The sequence below is a fragment of the Kosakonia sp. CCTCC M2018092 genome, from assembly GCF_003864115.1.
GTDB classification, from domain to species: Bacteria; Pseudomonadota; Gammaproteobacteria; order Enterobacterales; family Enterobacteriaceae; genus Kosakonia; species Kosakonia cowanii.
In genome coordinates this window covers 2,594,167-2,619,911 of record NZ_CP034225.1, presented here as the reverse complement: position 1 = coordinate 2,619,911, position 25,745 = coordinate 2,594,167, and the positions used below count along the sequence as shown (strand labels likewise).

The following is a 25,745-nucleotide window of genomic DNA, read 5'->3' as shown; positions in this document are numbered from 1 at the left end:
CTTTGCCTGCATTCAGGCAGGCTGCTGTAAATCAGGCAATGCCTTCCGCAGAGAGCGCCGCAGCCACCGCCGGGCGGGCCGCCACGCGCGCCATGTAGGCTCCAATATTGCTAAAACCGCTCATATCGAGTTTTACCGCATGCGCCCAGCGCAGCACGGTGAAGAGATAGCCATCGGCAATAGTGAAGTGCTCACCACTGATCCAGCCGTTGCCGCTCAGAGAGTCGTTAACGTAGTGCAGCTTCTTCTCTAGCTGTGCGCGCACGGTCGGTTTGTACTCTTCCGGCGTATCCGGGCGGAACAGCGGGGTGAAGCCCTTGTGCAGCTCGGTGGCGATATAGTTCAGCCACTCCAGCGCCTTGTAGCGCGGCAGGGTGCCGACAGCGGGCAGCAGCTGGCTTTGCGGCGCGTTATCCGCAACGTACTGCATAATGGCAACGCCTTCGGTGATCAGCGTGTTGTCATCCAGCAGCAGCGCCGGAACCTGGCCTTTCGGGTTAATCGCGAAAAAGTCTTCGCCATCTTCCAGACGTTTTTTCATCAGATCGACGCTAATAAGGGAGATCTCTTTCCCGGCTTCGCGCAGCGCGATATGGGAGGCGAGTGAGCAGGCACCTGGCTTGTAGAACAGTTTCATCGACGTTTCCTTTTATCTGAATTCCGGCATAGAGTAGTACGCCGTTGCATAAAAAAAAAGCCGCTAACTGACGTTAACGGCTTCTTCATTTTTACCCGCTTGCGATTACGCAGTGGCGGTTTTGGACGCTTCATCCGCGTCGTCACGGCTCTGGGTCATGCGGTTCAGCTTCGGCGCGGTCAGCACCATCAGCACGGCAATCACCGCCGTCGCAATACCAATCTGCAGGAAGACGCTACCGTAGATGTTCAGGGACATCAGCGGGTCGGTAACGTTCTCCGGGATCGCCATCTGGTTGGCCACGTAACCAGCGATAATATTCGCGCCCGCAGTGGTCAGGAACCAGCTACCCATAATAAAGCCCATCAGACGCTGCGGCACCAGCTGCGCGACCATCGCCAGGCCAAGGCCGGAGATCATCAGCTCACCAATACTCTGCAGGCCGTAGCTCGCAATCAGCCAGCTTACGGAAACAATCCCGGCATCAGAGGCAAACTTGGTGCCCAGCGGCAGCACGAGGAACGCGCCAGAGCAGAGCACCATCCCGATGGCAAACTTGTGCGGCATCGGCAGAGTGTCGCCCATTTTGTTATAGATAGCGGCAAGAATCGGGCTACCGATAATGATCCAGAACGGGTTCAGCGCCTGATACTGCTCCGGCTCAAACGCGATGCCGAACAGGGTGTGTTCAACGTTACGGATAGCGAAGAAGTTCAGGGAGGTCGGCATCTGGCTGTAGAGCACGAAGAAGACGATAGCCTGCACCATCAGGATAAAGGCGACGATCATCTTACGACGTGCCGCGCCCTGCAGGGTAAAGGTCTCTTTCGCGAAGATAGCGATAATGCCCAGTGCGATCACGCCCAGCACCATACGCGCGATACCCTGGTTATGCAGCAGCCAGGTGGCGATAGCGATCAGCACCGCGATACCGACGATGGTTGCCAGCAGGTAGCCGATACGCAGCGGTTCGAAGTCCGGTTTTGAGCCGTAGTTTTTCACCCAGCGTTTGCAGAAAGCAAAGTTAACGATGGTGATCAGCAGGCCAACGACGCTCAGACCAAACGCGGTGCTCCAGCCAAAGCGGGCAGCAAGCCACGGCGTTGCCAGCATTGAGAAGAAGGAGCCAACGTTCACCGCCATGTAATACATGGTGAACGCGCCGTCGAGACGCGGGTCATCCTTGTCATAGCAGGTGGAGAGCAGCGAAGAGGGGTTGGCTTTAAACAGACCGTTACCGACCGCGATGGCCGCCATGCCCATATAGACGATGCTGGCATCGTGACCTGACCAGGCCACCAGCGCATAACCGAGCGCCAGCACAATCGCGCCCAGCAGGATCACACGTTTGGTGCCGAGCACTTTGTCGCCCAGCCAGCCGCCGATAGCCACCAGGCCATAGACCAGCGCGCTAAAGGAGGAGAAGAGCGTAATGGAGTCTGATTCCGACATTCCCAGTTGCTTGACCAAGTAAACGGCCATAATCCCTTGCAGGCCGTAGTAACCAAAACGTTCCCACAATTCGATCGAGAAGATGAGATAGAACGCTTTCGGTTGTTTGAAAGCGTTCATGCTGACGCTTTCTGTTGGTTTGTTTGCAGTTGACACGTAGACCTCTTTTTTTACATCCCATATTAACGGGGGGTGTTCAGCGCGCGATAACCAGTTTGCATCACGCTTTTAGTTATATTGGGAGGAGAAACGGCGGGTAATGTTCACTATCCTGGCTCATGAGGCAAGTCTTTTGACATATTCTGTTACATAGATCCAGCGCATAACTTTGCTCGGCAAACTGAATTGTTATTCAGAGTTTAATTTTATCATTTTGGTAAAAGTGGATTTTTCTACTGGTTCTTAACATCATGAAGCGGCGGTAAGGGATATGTTCGGCTATTTTCGCGCACAGGCAGTGCATCGGGCTGGTTTCTGAGACATATCTGGTTGGATGTCCCGCCCGAGAGGGTGTGGGATGGATATCAGGGACGCGTAAATTTTAACATTTAGCCCTTTATTAACATTACCTTAGCAAATAAGCCCCAAAGGGCTTAGCGTTGGATTTTTTTCTTCTAAAAAAAGGTTTCGACTGTCAGAAAGTGTATAAGCGGATGATTATTTGCTCAAAGCGCCATTCGACTGCCCGATCGTGTCACCGGGTGACTCTTTTGCAGAGTTGTGAGGCATATCACAATGAGTTATCTCCTAAAATCAGCCACTTTGTGGCGGCATTTTTTGCAAGCGATACGCTTAACAGAGAAATAATTAACAATTCTTGCCCGGATAAGCCGGTTGTTCATGACAGCAGGGGGCTGCAGTGGCAGACTTCTGACTTCATTTTTATGGGAGCAAAGCGATGAATTTTCATCCGTGGATCAACGCAGTACATATTGTCAGCGCAATCGTCTGGATTGGCGGCATGCTGATGACCGCCATGGTGGCGCAGTGGAGCCTGCGACAGAAAGATAAAAGTACCACCCTGATTCTGCTTAACGATGTACGCAGCTGGAACCGCAGAATGACCAGCCCGGCGATGATCGTGCTGTGGATTGCCGGGATCGCCATGCTGGTGGCCTACGGGCAGATGCCGCACCTGTGGTTAATCGTCAAGATCGTGTTTGTGGTGCTGCTATCGGGCCTGCACGGCTTTCTCTCCGCCACGCTACGCCGTCTGGCGAATGGGGAAACCCTGAAGCGTACAGGCGCGCTGAACAACGCAACGCGGCTGCTGGTGCTGTTTACCGTGGTGATTACGCTACTGGCGGTGGTACGCCCCTTCTGAGGCGTTAATCGGTCTTGCTGTCGTATTCGCACAAATCTTCAATGATGCAGGAGCCGCAGCGGGGTTTACGGGCGATGCAGGTGTATCGCCCGTGCAGAATGAGCCAGTGATGGCAGTCGACTTTAAACTCCGCCGGCACCACTTTCAGCAGCTTCTCCTCCACCTCTTCGACATTCTTCCCCGGCGCAAAGCGCGTGCGGTTAGAGACGCGGAAAATGTGCGTATCGACAGCGATAGTCGGCCAGCCAAAGGCGGTATTGAGTACCACATTGGCGGTTTTACGCCCGACGCCCGGCAGCGCTTCCAGCGCGGCGCGATCTTCCGGCACTTCACCGCCATGTTTTTCCAGCAAAATGCGGCAGGTCTTAATGACGTTCTCCGCTTTGCTGTTGTAAAGGCCGATGGTCTTGATGTACTGCTTCACGCCATCCACGCCCAGCTCCAGCATCGCCTGCGGCGTATTGGCAACCGGGTAGAGCAGCGCCGTCGCTTTATTGACGCTGACATCCGTCGCCTGGGCTGAGAGCAGCACGGCGATCAGCAGTTCAAACGGTGAGGTGAAGTTCAGTTCAGTGGTCGGATGCGGGTTGTTCTCCCGCAGCCGGGTGAGGATCTCGAGGCGTTTCGCTTTATTCATTATGCCTTCCCGGGCGAAGTCCCTTGCGCGTCGTTGACCTGCGCGGCGGCAGCGGCTTCACGACGTTTTTTCATTTTCTGGTCGATTAAATATTTACCCGCCAGCATCATACCGAGGCCAATAAACGCGCCCGGCGGCAGCATCGCCAGCAGGAAAGGGGAGTCTGTATGGAACACTTCGATACGCAACCCTTTGGCCCAGCTACCCAGCAGGCCATCCGCGCCGTCAAACAGAGTGCCGTTGCCGAGTATCTCACGCATGGAGCCAAGCACGAACATCGCGCCGGTCGCCCCCATGCCGATGGCAAAACCATCCAGCGCCGACAGCACCGGCCCTTTCTTCGCTGCGAAGGCCTCTGCGCGACCGACCACGATACAGTTGGTGACGATCAGCGGAATAAAGATCCCCAGCGACTGATAGAGGCCGAAAGCATAGGCGTTGATCAGCATCTGCACGGCGCTCACCACCGAGGCGATAATCATTACGTAGATGGGAATACGGATCTCCGACGGCGTCCAGCGGCGCAGCAGGGAGATAAACAGGTTGGTCAGAGTCAGCACCAGCGTGGTGGCCAGACCCAGCCCGAGGGCGTTGGTAGCGGTCGACGTGACCGCCAGCAGCGGACACATGCCGAGTAACTGCACCAGCGCGGAGTTGTTTTTCCACAGCCCCTGGACAATAACCTCTTTTACTTCGCTCATCGTTTACTCTCCACACTCTGGCAAACGGGACAGCTGCTCAGGCAGCGTCATAGCGTAAATTCCGGTGCGTTTCACCGCATTCACCACCGCGCGCGGGGTGATGGTCGCACCGGTAAACTGATCGAAATCGCCGCCATCTTTCTTTACGGCGAAGTGGCTGTCGGCCGGACCATCGATTCTCTTGCCGGTAAAGTAGGTGATCCAGTTACTGATGCGCAGCTCGATTTTATCCCCAAGCCCCGGCGTTTCATGGTGTTCGGTAACACGCACGCCCAGCACCGTGCCGCTAAAATCCGCGCCGACCAGCAGCTGGATAGCACCGGAGTAGCCATCCGGCGCGGTCGATTCAATCACCGCCGCCACCGGTTTATCCTCCTTCTGCGCAATCCATACGCGATGCGAACCTTTGCCGAGCGCCGGGTCGCTTACCACATAACAGCTCTGCGCCAACGCGTTAGTATAGCTCTCGGGCGGCAGCACCTGGTCGAAGAGCGCTTTTTGCTGCAACACCGCCTGGTCGGCGATGGTGCTTTTGGTCATCTGATTAATGGCGGCGGTCAGGCCGGTGGAGCCAGCGGCAAAGAGGGCCAGCGTGACGCCATGTTTACGCATTGTCTCTAGCATGACGGCTCCTTAACGATGTCCATACACACGCGGGCGCGTGTAGTAATCAATCAGCGGCACGGTGATATTTGCCAGCAGTACCGCAAAGGCCACGCCGTCCGGATAACCACCGAAGCTGCGGATCAGCCACACCAGCAAACCGGCCAGTGCGCCGAAGATCAGGCGGCCTTTATTGGTGGTCGAGGCGGTGACCGGATCCGTAAGAATAAAGAACGCGCCGAGCATCGTCGCGCCAGAGAGCAGATGGAGCTGCGGGGCTAAGAAGCTCTGCGGGGCAAAGAGCCAGCCGAGGGTGGCGCACAGGGTCAGCGAGAGCAGGAAGCTGACCGGGATATGCCAGCGAATGGTGTTCTGCGACAGCAAAAAGATCCCGCCCGCCAGGTAGCCGAGGTTGACCCACTGCCAGCCTGCACCCGCCAGCACGCCGCTGTAAATCGGGTACTGCATAATCTGCTCAACGCTGTGTCCGGCATGCAGCGAGGTTTTAAAGGTGTCGAGCGGCGTCGCCTGGCTGATGCCATCCACCCCCATTTGCAGGGCATCCATCGTCGCGCCGGTGGTGCTGTGACCGGTGAAAATCACCCCAATAGCATCCAGCAAACCGGGGACCGTGCGCGCAATATCATGGGGCGGCAACCAGCTGGTCATCTGCACCGGGAAGGAGATAAGCAGCACCACATAGCCGATCATCGCCGGGTTAAAGGGGTTATGGCCGAGACCGCCATACAGCTGCTTGGCGATAATCACCGCAAATACGGTGCCCAGCACCACCATCCACCACGGTGCAAAAGAGGGGATGCTGATGGCGAGCAGCAGGCCGGTCAGCAGGGCCGAGTTATCCGCCAGTATGGGGCTGACGGACTGTTTGCGAAGCTTCAGCACCAGCCCTTCCGCCAACAGGGCGCTGACGATAGCGAGGATAAGCTGGATCAATGTTCCCCAGCCAAAAAACCAGAGCTGCGCGGCGATGCCCGGTATCGTCGCCAGCGTGACCAGCAGCATAATGCGCGAGGTCTGGCGCTGGTTATGGGTGTAGGGGGAACTTGCGATTCTGAAAACCATTTAATCCTCGTTAACAGCTTGCTGCGCGGCTTTTTTAGCCTGAACTCGGGCAATGGCCGCCGCGACCGCCGCTTTACGCGGATCGTCATTGGCAGCCTGGGTGTGCGTGGAGGCCTCTTCTGCGCTGGATTGCGCGCGGGCCTGCTCTGCTTTACGGGCTTTCGCGCGAGCAATCGCCGCTTCAACGGCGGCTTTGCGCGGGTCAACCGGCTCGCTGGTTTCTGGCTCGGCAGCAGGAGCTTCTTTCTGCGCCTGTGCCTGCTCCGCTTTACGTGCTTTGGCGCGGGCAATCGCCGCTTCAACTGCGGCTTTGCGCGGATCGACCGGTTCGCGGGATTCCGTTTCGGCAGCAGGAGCCTCTTTCTGCGCCTGTGCCTGCTCCGCTTTACGTGCTTTGGCGCGAGCAATCGCCACTTCAACGGCGGCTTTGCGCGCATCGACCGGTTCGCTGGCTTCCGGTTCAGCAGCAGGAGCCTCTTTCTGTGCCTGCTCCGCTTTGCGCGCTTTCGCACGGGCGATTGCCGCTTCAACGGCGGCTTTGCGCGGGTCAACCGGTTCGCTGGCTTCCTGCTCGGCAGCAGGCGCCTCTTTCTGTGCCTGCTCCGCTTTGCGCGCTTTCGCACGGGCGATTGCCGCTTCAACGGCGGCTTTGCGCGGATCAACTAACTCAGTGGTTTCCGGCTCGGTCGCGGCAGCGACTTTCTGCGCATGCTCAGCTTTACGGGCTTTAGCGCGGGCAATCGCTGCTTCGACAGCGGATTTGCGCGGATCGTCGCCTTCAGCCTCAGCCTGCTGCGCTTTTTCTGCCTGGCGCGCACGCGCCTCGGCTTTACGCGCTTCGCGGGCGGCAATCACTTCGCGGTTATCAGGCTCTGCGCCAGCCTGCACCACCACCGGCTCTGCGGCAGCGGCCTGTTTCTCTTTCACGCGGGAGAGGGCGGCTTCAATCGCCTGCTTATCCTCTTCGCCAGGTTTCGCGGCAGCCTGCTTGTGACGCGCCTGGCGCGCCAGTTTCTCGCGCTCAAGACGCGCCTGACGGGCTTCAAAACGCGCCTTCGCTTCGGCGGTGCGTCGCTCTTCCTCGGCGATCGCGGAGATCTCCGCCTTCTCCTGGCGGAAATATTGCACCAGCGGAATATTGCTCGGGCAGACCCATGCGCAGGCACCGCACTCAATACAGTCAGAGAGATTGTGTGCGATGGCTTTGTCGTGCTGCTGGCCTTTGCTGAACCAGTAGAGCTGCTGCGGCAGCAAGTCCGCCGGGCAGGCGTCGGCGCAGGCGCTGCAACGGATGCAGCCTTTCTCTTCCTGCGTTTCTCCCATTTCACTGGCCGAAGGAGCCAACAGGCAGTTAGTAATTTTGACCACCGGAACATCCAGCCACGGCAGGGTAAAGCCCATCAGCGGGCCACCCATGATCACCAGCTGTTCTGCCGAAGGCTGGAAGCCCGCGTAATCAAGCAGGTGGCGAACCGGCGTGCCGAGCCGCGCCCAGACGTTGCCCGGGCGGGTAACCGCTTCACCGGTCAGGGTCACCACGCGCTCCGTTAACGGTTCACCATCAATCACCGCACGCTTCACCGCGTAGGCGGTGCCGACGTTCTGCATCAGCACGCCGATATCGGACGAGCGTCCGCCGTGCGGCACCTGCTTGCCGGTGAGGATCTGCGTCAGCTGTTTTGCGCCGCCGGAGGGGTATTTGGTCGGGATCACTTTCAGCTGAATATCGTGGCTGCCCGCCAGCACCGCACGCATCATCGAGATCGCCTGCGGTTTATTATCTTCGATACCGATCAGCACCTGGCGCGGCTGAAGGATATGCGCGAGGATGCGCACCCCCTCCATAATCTGCGCGGCGCAATCCTGCATCAGGCGATCGTCGGCGGTGATATAGGGCTCGCACTCGGCGGCATTGATAATCAGCGTATCGACTTTATCGCCTGCACCTTGCAGCTTGGCACCAGTCGGGAAGCCCGCACCGCCCAGCCCGGCAACGCCGAACTGATGGATGCGCTCAATCAGTGCTTCAACGCTCTGGGTGCGATAATCCTGCCACCCTTCACGCGCAATCCAGCGATCTTCGCCATCCGCTTCGATAATGATGCTCAGTTCAGGCAGGGCGGAGGGGTGCGCGGTAGCATGAGGGGCAATCGCCACAACGGTGCCGGAGGTCGGCGCGTGCACCGGCAGCATACGACCGCGGCCACGGGTCAGCGGCTGACCGCGCAAAACGCTATCGCCCACGCTGACGCACAGTTCGCCTTCAGCGCCGATATGCTGCTTTAAGGGAATGACAAAACGGTTCGCCAGCGGCAGTTGACGCAGCGGCGTACCGTTCGACTGGGTTTTCATCTCCGGCGGATGAATGCCGCCGTGGAAATCCCACAGTTTCTCTTTTCGAAATGCGGAAAATAACTTAAGCATGGTGCTCCACGGGAATAGTGCGCACCGGAATGGTGTGCAGATCCCATTTCCAGTTCTGCGTGGTTGGCGCAACCGGGCGCAGGTCGATACACTGCGTCGGGCACGGATCCACACAAAGATTACAGCCGGTGCAGAGATCGCTTACCACCGTATGCATGGCGCGGGTTGCGCCGACGATGGCGTCGACCGGGCAGGCCTGAATGCATTTTGTACAGCCGATGCAGTTGCTCTCATCGATGATGGCAAGCATGCGCACCGGCTCCAGTGCGTCGGCATCGCCGTCAATTGGCTGCGGATCGACGTTTAACAGCGTGGCGATTTTCTGCATTACCGCTTCACCGCCGGGGGCGCAGCGGTTGATCTTTTCGCCCTTGGTGCCCACCGCTTCGGCGTAGGGGCGACAGCCGGGGTAGCCGCACTGCCCACACTGGCTCTGCGGCAGCACTTCATCAATACGTTCAACAACCGGATCGTCCTCGACCGCAAACCGGCGCGAGGCGTAACCGAGGATCAGGCCGAACAGCAGCCCAAGTACGCTCAGGACTGCAACGGCGATGGTTATCGCATTCATTACAGTTTTACCAGACCACTAAAGCCCATAAAGGCCAGAGACATTAAGCCGGCGGTAACTAACGCAATCGCGTTACCGCGAAACGGCGCGGGAACATCGGCGACGGCAAGGCGTTCGCGGATTGCGGCGAACAGCACCATCACCAGTGAGAAGCCGACGGCGGCGGCGAAGCCATACAGCGCCGACTGCATAAAGTTGTGCCCAAGGTTGATGTTGAGCAGGGCGACGCCAAGCACCGCGCAGTTGGTGGTGATAAGCGGCAGAAAGATACCGAGCAGGCGATAGAGCGCCGGGCTGGTTTTACGCACCACCATCTCGGTGAACTGCACCACCACGGCAATAATCAGGATAAAGGAGAGGGTGCGCAGATAGACCAGGTTCAACGGGATCAGCACCCAGTTGTCGGTAAGCCATGAGCAGATCGAAGCCATGGTCATTACGAAGGTGGTCGCCAGCCCCATACCCATTGCGCTTTCCAGCTTTTTGGAAACGCCCATAAACGGACACAGGCCAAGAAACTTCACCAGTACGAAGTTGTTGACCAGTACCGTTCCGATAAATAGCAGAAGATAGTCTGTCATTATGTGGCCTGAAATGAAAAAAGCCGCCTATTATCGGGCAAACAGCCGCGGGCGACAACAGGTTAACTGTAAGGTTATTTACGGGTTAATAAAGGTCTTCTTCACGCGCACCGCGCGCTTGAAGTAGGGCACAAACAGCGCCGCTGCCAGCAAAGGGAAGATCAGCTGGCGAACCGCCATCGCATCGGAAACGGGTGAAAATGCAAACGCTTTTATCGCCAGCAGCACGCAGACCAGCAGCCAGATAATATAGTGTTTCGGCACCAGGCTGCGGCGTTTGAAAAAGGCGATGGTCAGCCAGAGCGTATAGCACCAGAGCGCGGCGGCAAAAACAAAGGATAAGATCAACAGCAGCATCGCTTTCGACGGCTGCGCCAGCAGGGCCGAGAGCGCATGCGGCGTTAACAGGGCGGTGACATACAGCATTAACGCCAGCGAGGTGCTTAATAACGCGACCAGCAACCAGGCCAGAGGGGCGAGTAACCAGCCTCCGATACGTTCTGCGGGTGTTGTTGTCATGCCATTTCCTCTGTTAACACATTCAGTTGCGGCAAACATTGCCGGGCGACGAGTATAAAGCATCGCACGGCGATTGCCAGCGGCCTCAGACCACGTAGCGCCATACCGAGCGCGGAACGCACCCAATGTCAAATAACCGCCCGCCGGAGACCAGTTCAGCGCGGCGGTGATCGGCTGCGCGGTACATATTAATGATCTCACTGCTCTCGGTCAGGGTGTAGTTAAGGTGATCAAAGAGCTTTTCCAGGCTATCAAGCGAACTGATTTTGCGAAATTTTAATAAATAGTCCTGCACGGTCATGTCGGAGGGTGTCCATATAATGAAGAGGCAAAAAAAGAACGGCTATGCGCGCAAATAACAGACGTTATTATCCGGGCGTAACTAGCGTGAGAATAATCTGCCATTAAATTAAGCATATTCTTTTCAGATAAAAACCAGGCGCCACAAAGGCGCCGGGCGAAGAAGGTTAACGTCCTTCCTCAGGACGGGCAACCCGCTTCTGGCGCGATATGGGCTATCGCAGCAATAGGGAATACCTTTATTTCTTTTGCACTACCACGCTTTGCTCAGGCGGCTGGTAATTATCAATATGGCTGGCAAACACCAACAGAATGGTTGATACGCCGAGCACAATCCAGCCCATTAATTCAACAATCCGATTGAATATTGCGGTCATATTTATACTGCTCCCTGGGATTCACATCACACGCCGGTAGTCATTAACGGGTGTTGGGCGCAGATTTAAGCAGATTTTGTAAGCGGAAACCAGACCAGAATGCGCTGAATTATTCACCTTAAAAATGCGTTACAACAGCGGTTGTCGGCATCAGGCAGATAGTGTGAAATGGAGGTCCACTGAAAAGAGGCCGTGATATGAGTGATATTATTCGGGTTGGCGTGATCGGATATGGCTACGCCAGTAAAACATTTCATGCTCCGCTGATCGCTGGCACCGCCGGTATGGCGCTGGCAGCTATTTCCAGCAGTGATGAGTCAAAGGTCAAAGCGGACTGGCCCAACGTCGATGTTGTTGCCGATCCCAAACGTCTGTTTAACGATCCCAATATTGATTTAATTGTCATCCCCACGCCTAACGATACCCACTTTCCGCTGGCGAAAGCGGCGCTGGAAGCGGGCAAACATGTGGTGGTCGATAAACCCTTTACCGTGACACTGTCACAGGCGCGCGAGCTGGACGCGCTGGCCCGCAGCTATGGCCGCCTGTTATCGGTGTTTCACAATCGCCGTTGGGACAGCGACTTCCTGACGCTGAAAGCGCTGCTTGCCGATGGCGCACTGGGTGAAGTCGCCTATTTCGAATCCCATTTCGACCGCTTCCGCCCGCAGGTGCGTGACCGCTGGCGCGAACAGGGCGGCCCGGGGAGCGGCATCTGGTACGATTTAGCCCCGCATTTGCTTGATCAGGCGATCAATCTGTTTGGTCTGCCGGTCTCATTAACTGTCGATCTGGCCCAGCTGCGCCCGGGCGCGCAATCCACCGACTATTTTCACGCGGTATTGACCTATCCCCAGCGCCGCGTGGTGCTGCACGGCACGCTGCTGGCGGCGGCGGAATCCGCGCGCTATATCGTCCACGGCACGCGCGGCAGCTATGTGAAATATGGTCTTGATCCGCAGGAGGAGCGCTTAAAAAGCGGGGCGCGCTTACCGCAGGAGGATTGGGGCTACGACATGCGCGATGGCGTGTTGACCCGCATTGATGGTGAAACGCGTAAAGAGGAGACCTGGCTGACACTGCCGGGCAACTATCCGGCTTATTACGCGGCAATCCGCGATGCGCTGATGGGCGGCGGTGAGAATCCGGTGCCGGCCAGCCAGGCGATCCGCATTATGGAACTGATTGAGCTTGGTATCGAGTCGGCAAAACACCGCGCAACCCTCAGCCTCACCTGAACGAATGGCTCACGGCAGGCCGTGAGCCATGCTCATCAAGCCTGCGCGACGCGCTCGCGCAGCGCCTGTTTCTCTTCGGCAGTGATAAAGGCCAACTCCAGCCCGTTAATCTGCGCCTGGCGGATCTGCTCGCTACTCAGCCCAGCAGCCGGGGCTGCAACGTCATATTCGTGACCAATGTCGATCCCCTGTACCGCCGGATCGTCCGTATTAATGCTGGCCAGAATGCCGTGATCGAGGAAGGTTTTCAGCGGATGGCGATCGAGAGAGGCCACGGTGCTGGTCTGAATGTTAGAGGTGAGGCAGGATTCAATACCAATCCGCTGCTCGGCAAGGAAGTCCATCAGCGCGGCATCTTCAATCGCTTTTACGCCGTGACCGATGCGCACGGCACCCAGTTCACGGATCGCCTGCCAGATGCTCTCCGGGCCAGCGGCTTCACCGGCATGCACGGTGATCTGCCAGCCGGCATCGCGGGCGCGGGTAAAGTGGGTGAGGAACAGGCTTCCCGGAAAACCGAGCTCATCGCCCGCCAGATCGAGAGCGGTGATACCGTCGCGATGAGCGAGCAGGGCGTCCAGCTCCTGTTCGCAGGCGGCTTCGCCGAAGGTGCGGCTCAGAATGCCGATTAAGCGCGCCTGCACATTAAAATCGCGGCTCCCTTCACGTACCCCGGCAATCACCGCTTCCACCACGCCTGCCACCGGCAGGTTGTGGGTCATCGCCATATAGCCCGGCGAGAAGCGCAGCTCAACATAGTGCAGGCCATTTCGCGCCGCATCCTCCATGTTTTCATAAGCTACGCGACGGCAGGCATCCAGCGAGGCCAGCACCTTTACGCCCCAGTCAAGTTTGGCGAGAAAGCTCACTAAATCGGGCTCGTTCGAGGTCACCTGCACATGCGGGCGCAGTGCGTCGAGGGTTTGCGCGGGGAGGGTTAAATTATACTGGCGGCCAAGATCGAGGATGGTTTGGGCACGGATATTGCCGTCAAGATGACGATGGATATCGGTTAAAGGCAGTTTTAAATCAATCATGATCGCACTCATATTTTTGTAAAAGTGCAAAGCATTATACAACACTTCGTTAACTTATTAAAAATAGTAATAAAATTAGCAGGATAAAAAAGGAGGGCGCGCAAAGGATATGGGAAAATATGCACCTGCTGATGCCAGCGTAAGCCGGGCTGGCACCGCTTACACCCTCAGAAGAAGACGTTGAAAACCACTGTGACGATCAGCAGCCAGCAGGGCACTGAAAAGTAGAGCGTGCCCTTTTTGTCCGGGCTACGTTTAAGCAACAGGAGAGTGATAAAGGCCACCGCCAGCACGGCGAGATAGAGGATCACCAGCAGACGGCTTTGCAGCACGTTGTGCAGCGCGATGGCTAACAGCAGGCTCGACACCAGCGCATAAAGACGGAACGTGCGGGTAAAAAAGATCCAGCCGAGAACAAAGTAAACCAGCGACACGCCCCAGACCATCATTCACTCCCTTGATAAATTTCGCCACAGGCTAACATGAACGCAGCGCGGCAATCAGCCTTTTTACTCCCTCTTCCAGCTTCACTCGTGGGCAGCCGACGTTAAGGCGAATAAACCCGCGCCCCGCTGGCCCATAGACACCACCACGCATAATCGCCACCTGCTGCTGCTCAATCAGCGTTTTTTGCAGCCTGTCATCATCAATATCGAGTGGCCGCAGATCGATCCACGCCAGATAGGTCGACTCCGGCGGCTGCCAGCGCAGCTGCAGGAAGGCGTCGTTGAGGGTCGTGGCGAGATAAGCCAGGTTAGCGCGCAGATAGCTGCGCAGAGCCTCAAGCCACGGCCCGCCTTCGCGGTAAGCGGCAACATGCGCCGCGACTGACAGCACCGACGGCGAGGACAAGCCGTTAGCGTTTTTTAACGCGTCGAGATAGCCATTACGCGACGCCTTGTCGCCAAACAGCCCCCATGCGCCAGTTAATGCCGGGATATTGAAACTTTTAGATGCCGAGGAGAAGAGCGCCCACGGTGAGCGCGCGACGTTACCCCACGGAGTGTGCTGCTGGGCGCTCCAGACCATATCCATATGGATCTCATCGCTGATCACTTTTACCTGGTGACGTTCGCACAGCAGTGCCATCGCGGTCAGCTCTTCATGCGTCCACACTTTGCCGGTCGGGTTATGCGGGCTGCAGAGCAGCAGAACTTTGCTCTCCGGGCGCGCCAGCACCGCTTCGAGTTGCGTCATGTCACACACCCAACCGCCATGATATTGATGCAGCGGCACCGTCAGCAGCTTGCGCTGATTGTGGCTTATCATCTTCGGAAAGGCGTCATAGGCGGGCGTGTGAACCACAACGGCATCGCCGGGCTGCGTCCACTGGCGGATGGTCTCGGCAATCATCCAGATAACCGACGGCCCATAGACCAGAGCGTCACAGTCGATTCGGGTGTCGAAACGGCTGGCGAGCCAGTATTCGATGGCGCCGAGAAAGTCGTCGTTCTGCCAGCGGCTGTAGCCGAAAACCCCGTGCGCAAGGCGCTTTTGCATGGCGTCGAGAATGCAGGGCGCGGTGGCGAAATCCATATCCGAGATGGTAAAGGGCAGCAGGTCGGCGCGGCCGAAACGGTCGCTCACGTAGTCCCACTGGGTGCACCAGGTGCCGTGGCGATCGACCGGAGTGGAAAAATCAAAGGAAACGTCGCGTTTCATCTACTTGCCTCTGGGGTTATCTGTGCCTGCGCCGCTGCAATGAGCCGCGCCATTTCATCTTTTACCGACTGCACCTGCGGCCCTATCACCACCTGCAGGTTGTGGTCGTTGACCTTCACCACGCCGAGGGCGCGATGGGCTTTCAGCGCGGCGGCATCAACCTGCGCCATGCTGCCCACCGACAGGCGCAGGCGGGTAATACAGTTATCCAGGCTCTGCACATTTTGCGCCCCGCCAAGGGCGGCAAGCAAGGCCGGAACATTATAGCCGGAGCGGTCTGTCGCTTCTGGCGTCGTGCCTTGCTCGCTCTCAACCGTCTGCGGTTCGCGGCCGGGCGTTTTCAGATCAAAACGGGTGATGGCGAAACGGAACAGCACGTAATAGACGATAAACCACACCGCGGCGACCAGCGGCACCAGATACCATTTGGTCGCCAGCCCGTGCAGCACGCCGAAGACGATGAAATCAATCACATTGCCGTCGGTGTTGCCAATCGTTACTCCGAGCACTGCCATAACGGTAAAGCCGAGGCCAGTGAGGAGGGCGTGGATCAGATAGAGCGCCGGGGCGACAAAAAGAAACAGGAACTCAACCGGCTCGGTAGTGCCGCCGACGACGCAGGCGATAACACCTGAAATCAGCAGCCCCTTAATCTTATGGCGGTTTTCCGGCCGCGCGCAGTGGTACATCGCCAGCGCCGCGCCGGGCAGCCCACCCAGGAATGCGGGCATTTTCCCCTGCGAGAGAAAACGGGTCGCGCTCTCAGAGAAGCCGTGCGTCTGCGGGCAGCCAAGCTGGGCCTGGAAGATGGTCAGCGCGCCGCTTACCTGATGTCCGCACACCTCCATGGTGCCGCCCGCGTCGGTAAAGCGGATCAGTGCGACCAGAATATGTTGTAAACCGAAGGGGAGCAGCAGCCGCTCGCCGGTGCCAAAGATCATCGGCCCGAAGTCGCCCGCGCGATCGATAAGTTGCCCGAGGCCGCTGATGCCAAGCGCAAACCAGGGCCAGATAAGCGGGATCAGCAGGCCGACAATGCCCATCACCACGCTGGTAACAATGGGGACGGAACGCGTGCCGCCAAAAAAGGCCAGCGCATCCGGCAGGCGCAGAGTGTGAAAGCGCTCGTGCAGACGCCAGACGATCACCCCCGCAATCACCGCGCCGAGAATACCGGTATCAATTGACTGAATGCCGAGCACGCTCTGAATGTTATGCGCCTTGAGCACGGCAGCGTCGCTGGTGGGTAAAATACCCTGCGCGGTGAGCCAGAAGTTGACCGCCAGGTTCATCACCGCATAGCCGACAAAGCCAGAAAAGGCGGCGACGCCTTTATCTTCCCGCGCAAGACCCAGCGGAATGGCAATACAGAACATCACCGGTAAGAAGGTGAAGGCAAACGCACCGATTTTGCTCATCCAGACAAAGATTGCCTGCAGTAATGGATGGCCTAACAGCGGCAGCAGCGTAATCACATCGCGGCTGCTCAGCGAACTGCCAATGCCCAGCATAATACCGCAAAAGGAGAGCAGCGCGACCGGCAGCATAAAGGTGCGTCCTAACTGCTGAAAAAATTCCCATACGGCACTACCCGACCTTTTTTTACCCGTCATAACAACTCCTCAAAAAAGTAAGCGAACGGCAGGCTTCCTGACTTTGCGTATAGCGTTGTATCAGGTTTCTGGCGCTGGCGGCAGAGCTAATCATCCTGACGATCTTAATTAGGAATTCAACCAGATAGAGGGGGATTTGCGAGGTGTTTTCCAGCTTTGGCAAATGGCTGAGAAAATTTTATATATCCTGTTGCGAAGGCCGAAAACCAAGACTATTTTTAGTGGCGAAATTACACCCTCCAACCCTGATGCGGAGGTCCGTTTTTCGTATCTCTATGCAGGATGAGTATGCAGACGACAACCACTGAAGAGCAGTTCAACGCCTATTTTGGCGTCACCGCGCGTGATGAAGAGGCTGAAAAGCAGGTGATTAGCACCCTCCTTTCGAACCTGCGTTTGCAGCAGCGCGACGTCAACCATAAACATCTCATCCTGGCACTGATTGGGCTACTCGAAACAGAAGATAATCCCGTAATGCTGGAGGTGTATCGCAACGCATTAGAAAGAGTGGTGCAGAAAAGGCCGGACGACATGTAAACCAGCATCGATTTATCAACAAAGACGCCTTCATTGCAGACGAAGGCGTTTTCACGCTAGTCAGGCGGAGTAAGTTACCCGTTCGAGGATAAGCTGCCGGGCGGCATCAAGCACGCGCTTCTGTCTGGGATCGGTGGTTATACTGCTCTGTGCACGCAGCACCATAATCAGGTTACTGGGCTTCACAGGCCGTTGAGAATGCATAAGGTAGGTAGCGGCTATGCCGATGACCTCATGGATCTCTTCAGGTTCAACTTGCACATCGTCGTTCAATGACTCTCCCTTGTTGCACTGTTGATTCTCTCTTCCAGGCACGCGGGCCAGATCAAATCTACTGTGCATTCGTCGAAACATGCGAAGCAAGTCTGAATAGAAGGGTGAAAAGTAGGGGGCCGGTGGGGAACGCCAGACCTGGTGACGAGATGTTGCTGGAAAATCAGTGCTTGCGGGCTTTGTTATCTATGCCCGGGCCTGATAAAGGCAACCGGCTCTTTAGGCGGCTGACCTGTAAACTGCTTTTGCGCCCGCGTGAGGCTGGCTGGGTTTTATAGTGGTGAATACCGCTGATCGCACTTTGCAGCGCTTCGCGTCGTGTGCTGTCGACTTCGCTCATCAGGGACTCTTGCAGTTGCCCAATCAGCGCATCAAAAGAGACATCATCATCTGAATCAAGCAGGGCCAGTACCGCCTCGCCCATTACCGTATCTACAAGCTTATCTGACTCATTTTTACTCATTCTGCCTCACACATTTGCTGCACCGTACAAAGGTTTCCCGGTCATGCATCTTAGTAACGTTATGCTAAACGTTATAGCGCATTGATTAAAATTATGGAAATGACGATCCCATTTTTCTGGTGAAAATCAGCTTCAGCAGATCGCCATAGCGCGCTTCTGTTAATGGATCGTTGGCGTTATCGAGACGCGTTGCCAGTTTGATACAGAGACTCTGTCGGCTGACCTGGCCTTTTTCACGCAAAAGCTCGATCACGATTTCGCCCAACAACTCCTCTTGCGAGGGCGTGCAACCCGGCGGGAAGAACGCACTCTCATCCGGACCTTTACCCTGGAAACCTTTCACGACTGTCCTCTCTTCAACGGGCTAAATGCCAAAAGAATGATTTTGCATCGACGGACTGATTCGGTTATCAGCCTCGCGCTACATAGCATTCAGCAGCCCCGAATTTTGCTCGCTAATAATAACTGAAAGAAATAGATAGGGAAGGGAAAAGGGCACTCTGGAAGGATATATCTTCCGCCGGAAAGCAAAAAAATGCCCCTCATGTGAGGGGCGTTTTGCTTACTGCTGCGGGATTGCCGGTGGAGCGGGAGAAACCGCTCCACCCGGTACGGCTGGCTGCATTGAAGGCAGGCCAAACATGCCGACAAACTGCTCCAGCGGCATCTTCTCGCCGTTCAGCGTCACCTGGCCATTGGCATACTGCAGGCTGGTGAGAATGGTGTTGTTCTCAAGGGTGGTGATGCGGAACATCTGGCCCATTGCCGCCAGGCCTTTCACCTGCTGGCTAGCCAGCTTTGCCGCATCCTCTTGCTGATACCCTTGCAGCTTCGCCACCTGGGTCATCAGCTCGGTCGCCATATCCACCGGAATGGAGAGCTTGGCGTCGAGAGATTTCACATTGCGATCAACCTGCTGCGCCAGCGTCTGCGGGGCGTCAGCGGTTTTTGCCGGATCTTTCAGGAACAGCGAGAGGTTAAAGGTCGATTCGCCTTTCGCATTTTTCCAGCTCAGCGGGGCAACGGTAATCACCGGCTCGCCTTTCAGCAGCAGCGGTACGACGCTGAGAAACGCTTCGGTCGCTTTCTGCTGGTACAGCTCAGGATTCTGGGCAATATCAGGCTGCGCCATCAGGGCGCGGATCTGCGCATCATACTGCTGCGTGGCCTGATGCCAGGCGTTGCCATCAACCTGGCCGACTTTCAGCGTCAGTTTGCCGTTGCCGAGATCCTGGCCCTGTACTTTCAGGCTGTTGAGGGTGTAATCGACCTGGCTGTTGATATTTTTCTTATCGTCCGCCACGTCCGATTTCGCCGTAAGTTCCATCCCTTCAAGAATCGCCATCTCTTTGTTTTCAATGGAGATAGCAAGTTTATCAAGGCTCATCTTCTGGCTGCCGGTGCGCTCATTAAAAGCACTCATTTCGCTCGAGCCATCGGTCTTGAAGTTATTAAATGAGAGCTGCACTTTCTGGCCAAACTCGTTAACCGTATCGACCAGGCCGCTTTGCGCTTCGCCGCTCACCGCGACCGCATTGCCCTCTTTATCAGCGCTGACGCGGAAATTACCGCCGCCGAAAGCGACTTTCTCACCCTCTTTTTCGAAATTCAGCGCGCGCAGGTTGATGTCGCTGCGGGTATCACCGGCGTAGCCAATACGCGTTTCGGCGACGAACGGCGACTCACCCTTTGCCATCTCGAACAGCGCTTTGGTGACGTCATTATTGACCAGCTGCGTGTGGACGGAGGCCATCGCCGGCGTCAGGCTGAAGGATTTCAGCTGTGCCAGCGGGAAGGGGCCATGATCGACATTTTCATGCAGAACCACGCTCTGGCCCGGCTTCAGCCACGGGCTGGTGGTGCCTGCAATGGGCTTGACCTGCAGCGTAAAGGTACTGGAGAAGAGGCTGCGTTTGTAATCCTGCGCCGAAAGCTCAACATTGGCGTCCGGCGCGCTGCGTTTGATCTGGGCATTTGCCTGGCTCACCATCTCACCCAGACGTCCTTCCAGCTGTTTCCCGGTATACCAGGCTCCGCCTGCCCAGACGACACCTAATGCAACAATAACCCCGGCGGCAACCAACGTTTTTTTCATAGCGCTTATCCCTGAAAAAGAAACCAGGCGGTGCAAACCGCCTGGACTGTCGAATGAAGTTCGCTAAAGCTTAGCAATAGTTGCTTAAAACTTCAGTAACTTAGTCGATTTTATTAAACACGCGCGCCACCCGTCCGGCGCCACTTGCGGCGACCGGTGACTCATCCGCGCCGATAAACGCCGATTCGCCCGCTTTCAGCACCAGCGTCTGCTCACCTTTACTGAGCACCGCTTCGCCTTCGACACAGAAGATAATCGCCGCGCTCTGCTGCGCCAGCGGCGTTTCGTGGGTGGAGAGATCGTGCAGCGAGAAGGCAAAGTCAGCTACCGGGATCGGGAAATCGAGGGCGGCATCGTCACGAACCGGTTGGGTTAGCAGTTGATCCGCCGCTTTCGGCGTGAATTTGACGTTCGCCACCAGTTCCGGGATATCAATATATTTCGGCGTCAACCCGGCGCGCAGCACGTTATCAGAGTTGGCCATTACCTCCAGTGCCACGCCCTGCAAATAAGCGTGCGGGGTTTCCGCAAACAGGAACATCGCTTCGCCGGGGTTAAGTTTGACCACGTTAAGCAGCAGCGGTGAGAAGAGACCGCTGTCGTCCGGATAGAATTCGGCAATGGTGCGGATGGTGTTCCACGGCTCGCCATGCTCTTTATCAAGCACTGACTTCAGCACCGCCAGCGCGCGGGACTTCTCCTCATTCTGCATATTGAGCAGCGCGGCAAAAAGCTCGCTCAGGCGCTCGGCACCGGGTGCCTGCAGGAAGTGGGCGATGGCAGGGTGCGCACCGGCGACCGGTTGCAGCAGGGAGACGATGTCAGAGAACTCACGAAACGCGTTCATCGCCAGGAAAGGGGTGAGGGCAAAGACCAGTTCCGGCTTGTGGTTAGGATCTTTGTAGTTGCGCTCGGCGGCATCCAGCGGAATACCGGCCGCGTTCTCTTTCGCAAAGCCCAGCTCTGAGTTTTTCTTGTTCGGGTGAACCTGGATTGAGAGCGGTTGGTCAGCGCAGAGCACTTTAAACAGGAATGGCAGTTCGCCAAAGCGTTCAGCCACGGCATCGCCGAGCAGGCGGCGCTTGTCGGCCTCGATCACCTCGCGCAGCGCGCGGGTTTGCCCCTGTTCGTCCTGCACTTTTGAGCTGCTCTTCGGGTGGGCACCCATCCACAACTCGGCCATTGGCAGATTGTCCGGATTGGCGATGCCGTAGAGATCCGTTAACGCACTTTTACTACCCCAGGCATAGTTCTGCACGGAGTTGATGAGTTTTTGCATTATCAAGCCCTTTTTGATTAGGAAAATTATCGCGTCATTAAAGCAACAAACCCGGCGGAAGTAATCAGTGAGGGTAAAAAGTCGTACTAGTCTCAGTTTTTGTTAAAAATTTGTGTAGGATATGTCGACTCGCTTTAACACAGGCTGAGGGATCTCCTGCCTGAACAATAACCAAATCGTGCCGTAAGTGAGAGAACAATGTCGAACAAACCCTTCTGTTATCAGGATCCTTTCCCCCTCGGAGAGGATGACACCGAATACTATCTGCTAAGCCGCGACCACGTCTCCGTTGCCCAGTTCGAGGGGCAGGATATTCTAAAAGTCGATCCGCAGGCGCTGACGCTGCTGGCGCAGCACGCTTTCCATGACGCTTCGTTTCTCCTGCGCCCGGCGCATCAGCAGCAGGTTGCCGATATTCTGAGCGACCCGGAGGCGAGCGAGAACGATAAATATGTCGCGCTGCAGTTCCTGCGCAACTCAGAAATCGCTGCCAAAGGCATTCTGCCGACCTGCCAGGATACCGGCACGGCGATCATCATGGGTAAAAAAGGGCAGCGCGTCTGGACCGGCGGCGGCGATGAAGCCGCGCTGGCGCAGGGCGTTTACAACACTTACACCGAAGATAACCTGCGCTACTCGCAAAACGCGCCGCTGGATATGTACAAAGAGGTCAACACCGGCACCAATCTGCCGGCGCAGATCGATCTCTACAGCGTTGATGGCGAGGCGTATAAGTTCCTGTTTATCGCTAAAGGCGGCGGCTCAGCGAACAAAACCTATCTCTACCAGGAGACAAAAGCGCTGATCACCCCGGCGAAGCTGAAAAACTATCTGGTAGAAAAAATGCGCACCCTCGGCACAGCGGCCTGTCCGCCATACCACATCGCTTTTGTGATTGGTGGGACCTCTGCGGAAGCGACGCTGAAGACCGTCAAACTGGCCTCGACCAAATATTATGACGCGCTGCCGACCCAGGGTAACGAGCACGGCCAGGCGTTCCGCGATGTGCAGCTTGAGCAGGAGTTACTGCAAGAGGCGCGCAACCTTGGCCTTGGCGCGCAGTTTGGCGGCAAATACTTCGCCCACGATATCCGCGTGATCCGTCTCCCGCGCCATGGCGCATCCTGCCCGGTCGGTATGGGCGTGTCGTGCTCCGCAGACCGCAATATCAAAGGCAAAATCACCCGCGATGGCATCTGGCTTGAGCGCCTTGAGCAGAACCCTGGCAAATACATCCCGGAAGCACTGCGCCAGGCGGGTGAGGGTGAGGCAGTAAAAGTCGATCTCAACCGCCCGATGAGCGAGATCCTGGCTCAGTTGTCGAAGTATCCGGTCTCCACGCGCCTGTCGCTGACCGGGACGATTATCGTCGCCCGCGATATCGCTCACGCCAAGCTGAAAGAGTTGATGGACAGCGGCGAGCATCTGCCGCAGTACGTAAAAGATCACCCGATCTACTACGCCGGCCCGGCGAAAACCCCGGAAGGGTACGCGTCCGGTTCGCTTGGCCCAACCACCGCCGGGCGTATGGACTCCTACGTCGATCAGCTGCAATCCCAGGGCGGCAGCATGATCATGCTGGCGAAGGGCAACCGCAGCAAACAGGTGACGGATGCCTGCGCGAAACACGGTGGTTTCTACCTTGGCAGCATCGGTGGCCCGGCGGCGATCCTCGCGCAAAACAGCATTAAACATCTTGAGTGTGTCGCCTACCCGGAATTGGGTATGGAGGCTATCTGGAAAATTGAGGTGGAGGATTTCCCGGCCTTTATTCTCGTCGATGACAAAGGGAATGACTTCTTCCAGCAGATCCAGTCTGGTCAGTGCGCCAGCTGCCTGAAATAGTACCTGCCGCCCTGCGGGGCGGTTTTTTCCCCGTTTTGGCAGTGATAAAGCACGAACTTCACAACAACATTCTAAAAAGCATCAATACTTTTACCTGTTTGCAAGTGAGCCAGTCGAAAACCCTATCACTTTGTACCCAAGGAGAGAGTAATGACAACGCATCGCAGTGAGAAAGATTCGATGGGCGCGATTGACGTCCCGGCAGATAAGCTGTGGGGCGCGCAGACCCAGCGGTCGCTTGAGCATTTCCGTATCTCAACAGAGAAGATGCCGGTCTCGCTGATCCACGCCCTGGCGCTGACCAAACGCGCGGCGGCGAAAGTGAACCAGGATCTGGGCCTGCTGCCGGAAGAGAAGGCGCGCGCAATTATGGCAGCGGCCGATGAGGTGCTGGCCGGAAAACACCCTGAAGAGTTTCCGCTGGCGATCTGGCAGACCGGATCCGGCACCCAGAGCAACATGAATATGAATGAGGTGCTGGCAAACCGCGCCAGCGAGATCCTCGGCGGCGAGCGCGGCATGGCGCGCAAGATCCACCCCAATGATGACGTCAACAAGAGCCAGAGCTCCAACGATGTTTTCCCGACGGCGATGCACGTCGCGGCGGTAATTGGCGTGCGTGAGCAGCTTATCCCACAGCTTCAGGTACTGAAAAAGACCCTCAGTGAAAAAGCCACCGCCTTTGCCGATATCGTCAAAATTGGCCGTACCCATTTGCAGGATGCAACGCCGCTGACCCTCGGCCAGGAGATCTCCGGCTGGGTGGCGATGCTTGAGCACAATCTTAAACATATCGAACAGAGCCTGCCGCATCTTGGCGAACTGGCGCTCGGCGGCACGGCGGTGGGGACCGGGCTGAATACCCATCCGGAATATGCCGAACGGGTGGCGAAAGAGCTGGCAAGCTTTACGCAGCAGCCGTTCATTACCGCGCCGAACAAGTTTGAAGCGCTGGCAACCTGCGATGCGCTGGTGCATGCCCACGGCGCGTTAAAGGGGCTGGCCGCGTCGCTGATGAAAATCGCCAACGATGTGCGCTGGCTCGCCTCCGGCCCGCGCTGCGGCATTGGCGAAATTTCGATCCCGGAAAATGAGCCGGGCAGCTCCATCATGCCGGGCAAAGTTAACCCGACCCAGTGCGAAGCGATGACCATGCTCTGCTGTCAGGTGCTGGGCAACGATGTGGCGGTGAATATGGGCGGCGCGTCGGGTAACTTTGAGCTTAACGTCTTCCGCCCGATGGTGATCCATAACTTCCTGCAGTCGATTCGCCTGCTGGCGGATGGTATGGAGAGCTTCAATGAGCACTGCGCGGTGGGCATTGAGCCGAACCGGGAGCGTATCGATCAGTTGCTGAATGAGTCGCTAATGCTGGTGACCGCCCTCAATACCCATATTGGCTATGACAAAGCGGCGGAGATTGCCAAAAAGGCGCATAAAGAGGGGCTGACGCTGAAAGCCTCGGCGCTGGCGCTCGGCTACCTGACGGAAGCCGAGTTTGACAGCTGGGTGCGGCCGGAATCGATGGTCGGCAGCATGAAGCCTGTCTAATCCGCCACGTAGAGGTGCAGCCGGGGAATAATCGGGGTTAACGGCTGCGCCTGCGGTTTGTAGCGGTGCTGAACGTTATCGGCGTTGTAGTCCAGCAGTTCGCCGACGTCCGGCACCGCGCCGCCATTCTCCTCCGATATCAGCGTGATAATCGGCGTCGGGCAGGCGTGCTGCACCTGTTTTTGCGAGCCGGCGTACCAGACGCGGGCGATAGGTTGCACCTTCACCGGACGTTTGATCTTCAACCGCGCTTTTTGCGGCAGGGCGGCGACATCGTTGTACTCCTGCTGAACGCGCGCCAGCCACTCATCTCTGCTCCAGCCTGCTACCGCGCGCGGTGATTTCAGGCTCTTCTCCAGCTGCGCCAGCACCTCATCGCGGGTGAAATTTTTAATAATGTGCTTATTAGCCCAGCCGAAACGGATGGTCGCCGGTGCGCGCAGCAGTGTTAATGTGCGGTAAGCATTGAGGGTAATCAGCCCCGGCAGATGGCGATGTACCCACTCGAAGCGGGCAGTGGGCGCCAGCCCGGATTCAACCGTGACGATCTTTTCAAAAGCCTGTTTGAGCGAATTGATGGCGTTAATGCGCGCCTCCAGCGCCTGCAACATCGCGTCACTTCCCTGATAGCAGACCACGCCGGGCAGCCGCACGGCGGCTTTACTGCTGCGATTTTCCGACTGCTGCTGAATAAAGAGATGGGTGTAGTGGTTGAGCGCGAGGCTGGCCGCCGCTTTGCCGATATGCTGCTTCACTGCGATGGTCGGGAGCGGATCGTGCTCGGCGCCTTTGGCAATCTCCGGCAGGGTAAAGACGCGGGCGACCATCAGGCGGCACTCGCTCAGTTCAGCCTTCAGCGCCGCCAGCTCACGCTCCAGCTGGCGAAAGGTGCTGTTCAGGCGGTCAATCAGATCTAAGGCGACCATTTTGCACTCCTGTAGTT

At 57.0% G+C, this 25,745-nt stretch carries 27 protein-coding genes; 5 read left to right on the top strand and 22 right to left on the bottom strand.

All coding sequences use genetic code 11. The features are described from left to right. Window positions 1-31 precede the first annotated feature (31 nt). Window positions 32-637, bottom strand: a complete 606-nt coding sequence (gstA, locus tag EH164_RS12490) for a glutathione transferase GstA (protein WP_124968450.1) — start codon at window positions 635-637, stop codon at window positions 32-34. A 105-nt stretch (window positions 638-742) separates the two neighbouring features. Next, entirely contained in the window at window positions 743-2,245 is a 1,503-nt protein-coding gene (gene dtpA / locus EH164_RS12485; RefSeq protein WP_023481746.1) for a dipeptide/tripeptide permease DtpA, read from the bottom strand. A gap of 742 nt (window positions 2,246-2,987) precedes the next feature. Here dtpA and EH164_RS12480 point away from each other — a divergent pair. Continuing rightward, the gene (locus tag EH164_RS12480; protein WP_124968449.1) at window positions 2,988-3,413 is read left to right on the top strand and encodes a CopD family protein; all 426 of its coding nucleotides are present in this window, start codon (window positions 2,988-2,990) and stop codon (window positions 3,411-3,413) included. A 4-nt stretch (window positions 3,414-3,417) separates the two neighbouring features. On the opposite strand, the gene nth is transcribed toward EH164_RS12480, so the two are convergent. The 10 genes from nth to blr all read right to left on the bottom strand — a co-directional run bounded on the left by nth (window position 3,418) and on the right by blr (window position 11,209). Then, a complete protein-coding gene (gene nth / locus EH164_RS12475; protein ID WP_094420003.1) occupies window positions 3,418-4,050 on the bottom strand; it encodes an endonuclease III in 633 nt (210 codons plus the stop codon). Further along, entirely contained in the window at window positions 4,050-4,751 is a 702-nt protein-coding gene (locus tag EH164_RS12470) for an electron transport complex subunit E (protein ID WP_124968448.1), read from the bottom strand. The genes nth and EH164_RS12470 overlap by 1 nt, the downstream gene beginning before the upstream one ends. 3 nt (window positions 4,752-4,754) lie before the next feature. Next, on the bottom strand, window positions 4,755-5,375 hold the full coding sequence (rsxG, locus tag EH164_RS12465) for an electron transport complex subunit RsxG (protein ID WP_124968447.1): 621 nt from the start codon (window positions 5,373-5,375) through the stop codon (window positions 4,755-4,757). Window positions 5,376-5,384: 9 nt separating this feature from the next. Further along, window positions 5,385-6,437, bottom strand: coding sequence for an electron transport complex subunit RsxD (gene rsxD, locus EH164_RS12460; protein WP_124968446.1), 1,053 nt, complete (start codon window positions 6,435-6,437; stop codon window positions 5,385-5,387). Next, window positions 6,438-8,861: an electron transport complex subunit RsxC gene (gene rsxC, locus EH164_RS12455; RefSeq protein ID WP_124968445.1), complete on the bottom strand. Its 2,424-nt coding sequence runs from the start codon at window positions 8,859-8,861 to the stop codon at window positions 6,438-6,440. It lies immediately after the preceding gene. After that, the gene (gene rsxB, locus EH164_RS12450) at window positions 8,854-9,432 is read right to left on the bottom strand and encodes an electron transport complex subunit RsxB (protein WP_124968444.1); all 579 of its coding nucleotides are present in this window, start codon (window positions 9,430-9,432) and stop codon (window positions 8,854-8,856) included. The genes rsxC and rsxB overlap by 8 nt, the downstream gene beginning before the upstream one ends. Beyond that, on the bottom strand, window positions 9,432-10,013 hold the full coding sequence (gene rsxA / locus EH164_RS12445; RefSeq protein ID WP_124968443.1) for an electron transport complex subunit RsxA: 582 nt from the start codon (window positions 10,011-10,013) through the stop codon (window positions 9,432-9,434). The genes rsxB and rsxA overlap by 1 nt, the downstream gene beginning before the upstream one ends. A 78-nt stretch (window positions 10,014-10,091) precedes the next feature. Continuing rightward, window positions 10,092-10,532 (bottom strand): DUF2569 domain-containing protein, encoded by a 441-nt coding sequence (locus tag EH164_RS12440; protein ID WP_023481384.1) that lies wholly within the window; start codon window positions 10,530-10,532, stop codon window positions 10,092-10,094. An 85-nt stretch (window positions 10,533-10,617) separates the two neighbouring features. Next, window positions 10,618-10,833, bottom strand: a complete 216-nt coding sequence (ydgT, locus tag EH164_RS12435; protein ID WP_124968442.1) for a transcription modulator YdgT — start codon at window positions 10,831-10,833, stop codon at window positions 10,618-10,620. 238 nt (window positions 10,834-11,071) lie between these two features. Beyond that, a complete protein-coding gene (gene blr, locus EH164_RS12430; protein WP_023481427.1) occupies window positions 11,072-11,209 on the bottom strand; it encodes a division septum protein Blr in 138 nt (45 codons plus the stop codon). A 197-nt stretch (window positions 11,210-11,406) separates the two neighbouring features. Here blr and EH164_RS12425 point away from each other — a divergent pair, with 197 nt between their 5' ends. Further along, window positions 11,407-12,447: an oxidoreductase gene (locus EH164_RS12425; protein ID WP_124968441.1), complete on the top strand. Its 1,041-nt coding sequence runs from the start codon at window positions 11,407-11,409 to the stop codon at window positions 12,445-12,447. A gap of 35 nt (window positions 12,448-12,482) precedes the next feature. Here EH164_RS12425 and add read toward each other — a convergent pair whose 3' ends face one another. The 4 genes from add to malX all read right to left on the bottom strand — a co-directional run bounded on the left by add (window position 12,483) and on the right by malX (window position 16,759). Further along, window positions 12,483-13,484 carry an adenosine deaminase gene (add, locus tag EH164_RS12420; RefSeq protein WP_124968440.1) on the bottom strand — a complete coding sequence of 334 codons (1,002 nt, stop codon included), beginning with the start codon at window positions 13,482-13,484 and terminating at the stop codon, window positions 12,483-12,485. 167 nt (window positions 13,485-13,651) lie between these two features. After that, window positions 13,652-13,933, bottom strand: coding sequence for a hypothetical protein (locus EH164_RS12415; protein WP_241174960.1), 282 nt, complete (start codon window positions 13,931-13,933; stop codon window positions 13,652-13,654). A gap of 28 nt (window positions 13,934-13,961) precedes the next feature. Then, on the bottom strand, window positions 13,962-15,146 hold the full coding sequence (locus EH164_RS12410) for a MalY/PatB family protein (protein WP_124968439.1): 1,185 nt from the start codon (window positions 15,144-15,146) through the stop codon (window positions 13,962-13,964). Further along, entirely contained in the window at window positions 15,143-16,759 is a 1,617-nt protein-coding gene (malX, locus tag EH164_RS12405) for a maltose/glucose-specific PTS transporter subunit IIBC (protein ID WP_124968438.1), read from the bottom strand. The genes EH164_RS12410 and malX overlap by 4 nt, the downstream gene beginning before the upstream one ends. A 288-nt stretch (window positions 16,760-17,047) precedes the next feature. On the opposite strand from malX, the gene EH164_RS12400 reads away from it, so the two are divergent. Beyond that, window positions 17,048-17,296, top strand: a complete 249-nt coding sequence (locus tag EH164_RS12400) for a biofilm development regulator YmgB/AriR family protein (RefSeq protein ID WP_124968437.1) — start codon at window positions 17,048-17,050, stop codon at window positions 17,294-17,296. Window positions 17,297-17,356: 60 nt separating this feature from the next. Here the strand turns inward: EH164_RS12400 and EH164_RS12395 are convergent, their stop codons facing one another. The 5 genes from EH164_RS12395 to manA all read right to left on the bottom strand — a co-directional run bounded on the left by EH164_RS12395 (window position 17,357) and on the right by manA (window position 21,406). Then, window positions 17,357-17,569, bottom strand: coding sequence for a hypothetical protein (locus EH164_RS12395; RefSeq protein WP_124968436.1), 213 nt, complete (start codon window positions 17,567-17,569; stop codon window positions 17,357-17,359). 163 nt (window positions 17,570-17,732) lie between these two features. Continuing rightward, a complete protein-coding gene (locus EH164_RS12390; protein ID WP_124968435.1) occupies window positions 17,733-18,032 on the bottom strand; it encodes a hypothetical protein in 300 nt (99 codons plus the stop codon). Between the two features lie 91 nt (window positions 18,033-18,123). Further along, window positions 18,124-18,375, bottom strand: a complete 252-nt coding sequence (locus EH164_RS12385) for a two-component-system connector protein YcgZ (protein ID WP_124968434.1) — start codon at window positions 18,373-18,375, stop codon at window positions 18,124-18,126. A gap of 219 nt (window positions 18,376-18,594) precedes the next feature. Further along, window positions 18,595-20,127 (bottom strand): YdgA family protein, encoded by a 1,533-nt coding sequence (locus EH164_RS12380; protein WP_124968433.1) that lies wholly within the window; start codon window positions 20,125-20,127, stop codon window positions 18,595-18,597. A 100-nt stretch (window positions 20,128-20,227) separates the two neighbouring features. Then, entirely contained in the window at window positions 20,228-21,406 is a 1,179-nt protein-coding gene (manA, locus tag EH164_RS12375) for a mannose-6-phosphate isomerase (RefSeq protein ID WP_124968432.1), read from the bottom strand. 198 nt (window positions 21,407-21,604) lie between these two features. On the opposite strand from manA, the gene fumA reads away from it, so the two are divergent. Both fumA and fumC read left to right on the top strand, forming a co-directional pair. Further along, a complete protein-coding gene (fumA, locus tag EH164_RS12370; RefSeq protein WP_124968431.1) occupies window positions 21,605-23,251 on the top strand; it encodes a class I fumarate hydratase FumA in 1,647 nt (548 codons plus the stop codon). Window positions 23,252-23,401: 150 nt separating this feature from the next. Continuing rightward, complete coding sequence (gene fumC / locus EH164_RS12365; RefSeq protein WP_124968430.1) at window positions 23,402-24,802, top strand: class II fumarate hydratase; 1,401 nt, start codon at window positions 23,402-23,404, stop codon at window positions 24,800-24,802. On the opposite strand, the gene tus is transcribed toward fumC, so the two are convergent. After that, on the bottom strand, window positions 24,799-25,728 hold the full coding sequence (tus, locus tag EH164_RS12360; RefSeq protein ID WP_124968429.1) for a DNA replication terminus site-binding protein: 930 nt from the start codon (window positions 25,726-25,728) through the stop codon (window positions 24,799-24,801). The genes fumC and tus overlap by 4 nt on opposite strands. Window positions 25,729-25,745 lie beyond the last annotated feature (17 nt).

Coding starts and splice junctions, on each gene's coding strand:
- gstA (WP_124968450.1), bottom strand. CDS start 637: ATGAAACTGTTCTACAAGCCAGGTGCCTGCTCACTCGCCTCCCATATC.
- EH164_RS12480 (WP_124968449.1), top strand. CDS start 2,988: ATGAATTTTCATCCGTGGATCAACGCAGTACATATTGTCAGCGCAATC.
- nth (WP_094420003.1), bottom strand. CDS start 4,050: ATGAATAAAGCGAAACGCCTCGAGATCCTCACCCGGCTGCGGGAGAAC.
- EH164_RS12470 (WP_124968448.1), bottom strand. CDS start 4,751: ATGAGCGAAGTAAAAGAGGTTATTGTCCAGGGGCTGTGGAAAAACAAC.
- rsxG (WP_124968447.1), bottom strand. CDS start 5,375: ATGCTAGAGACAATGCGTAAACATGGCGTCACGCTGGCCCTCTTTGCC.
- rsxD (WP_124968446.1), bottom strand. CDS start 6,437: ATGGTTTTCAGAATCGCAAGTTCCCCCTACACCCATAACCAGCGCCAG.
- rsxC (WP_124968445.1), bottom strand. CDS start 8,861: ATGCTTAAGTTATTTTCCGCATTTCGAAAAGAGAAACTGTGGGATTTC.
- rsxB (WP_124968444.1), bottom strand. CDS start 9,432: ATGAATGCGATAACCATCGCCGTTGCAGTCCTGAGCGTACTTGGGCTG.
- rsxA (WP_124968443.1), bottom strand. CDS start 10,013: ATGACAGACTATCTTCTGCTATTTATCGGAACGGTACTGGTCAACAAC.
- EH164_RS12440 (WP_023481384.1), bottom strand. CDS start 10,532: ATGACAACAACACCCGCAGAACGTATCGGAGGCTGGTTACTCGCCCCT.
- ydgT (WP_124968442.1), bottom strand. CDS start 10,833: ATGACCGTGCAGGACTATTTATTAAAATTTCGCAAAATCAGTTCGCTT.
- blr (WP_023481427.1), bottom strand. CDS start 11,209: ATGACCGCAATATTCAATCGGATTGTTGAATTAATGGGCTGGATTGTG.
- EH164_RS12425 (WP_124968441.1), top strand. CDS start 11,407: ATGAGTGATATTATTCGGGTTGGCGTGATCGGATATGGCTACGCCAGT.
- add (WP_124968440.1), bottom strand. CDS start 13,484: ATGATTGATTTAAAACTGCCTTTAACCGATATCCATCGTCATCTTGAC.
- EH164_RS12415 (WP_241174960.1), bottom strand. CDS start 13,933: ATGATGGTCTGGGGCGTGTCGCTGGTTTACTTTGTTCTCGGCTGGATC.
- EH164_RS12410 (WP_124968439.1), bottom strand. CDS start 15,146: ATGAAACGCGACGTTTCCTTTGATTTTTCCACTCCGGTCGATCGCCAC.
- malX (WP_124968438.1), bottom strand. CDS start 16,759: ATGACGGGTAAAAAAAGGTCGGGTAGTGCCGTATGGGAATTTTTTCAG.
- EH164_RS12400 (WP_124968437.1), top strand. CDS start 17,048: ATGCAGACGACAACCACTGAAGAGCAGTTCAACGCCTATTTTGGCGTC.
- EH164_RS12390 (WP_124968435.1), bottom strand. CDS start 18,032: ATGAGTAAAAATGAGTCAGATAAGCTTGTAGATACGGTAATGGGCGAG.
- EH164_RS12380 (WP_124968433.1), bottom strand. CDS start 20,127: ATGAAAAAAACGTTGGTTGCCGCCGGGGTTATTGTTGCATTAGGTGTC.
- manA (WP_124968432.1), bottom strand. CDS start 21,406: ATGCAAAAACTCATCAACTCCGTGCAGAACTATGCCTGGGGTAGTAAA.
- fumA (WP_124968431.1), top strand. CDS start 21,605: ATGTCGAACAAACCCTTCTGTTATCAGGATCCTTTCCCCCTCGGAGAG.
- fumC (WP_124968430.1), top strand. CDS start 23,402: ATGACAACGCATCGCAGTGAGAAAGATTCGATGGGCGCGATTGACGTC.
- tus (WP_124968429.1), bottom strand. CDS start 25,728: ATGGTCGCCTTAGATCTGATTGACCGCCTGAACAGCACCTTTCGCCAG.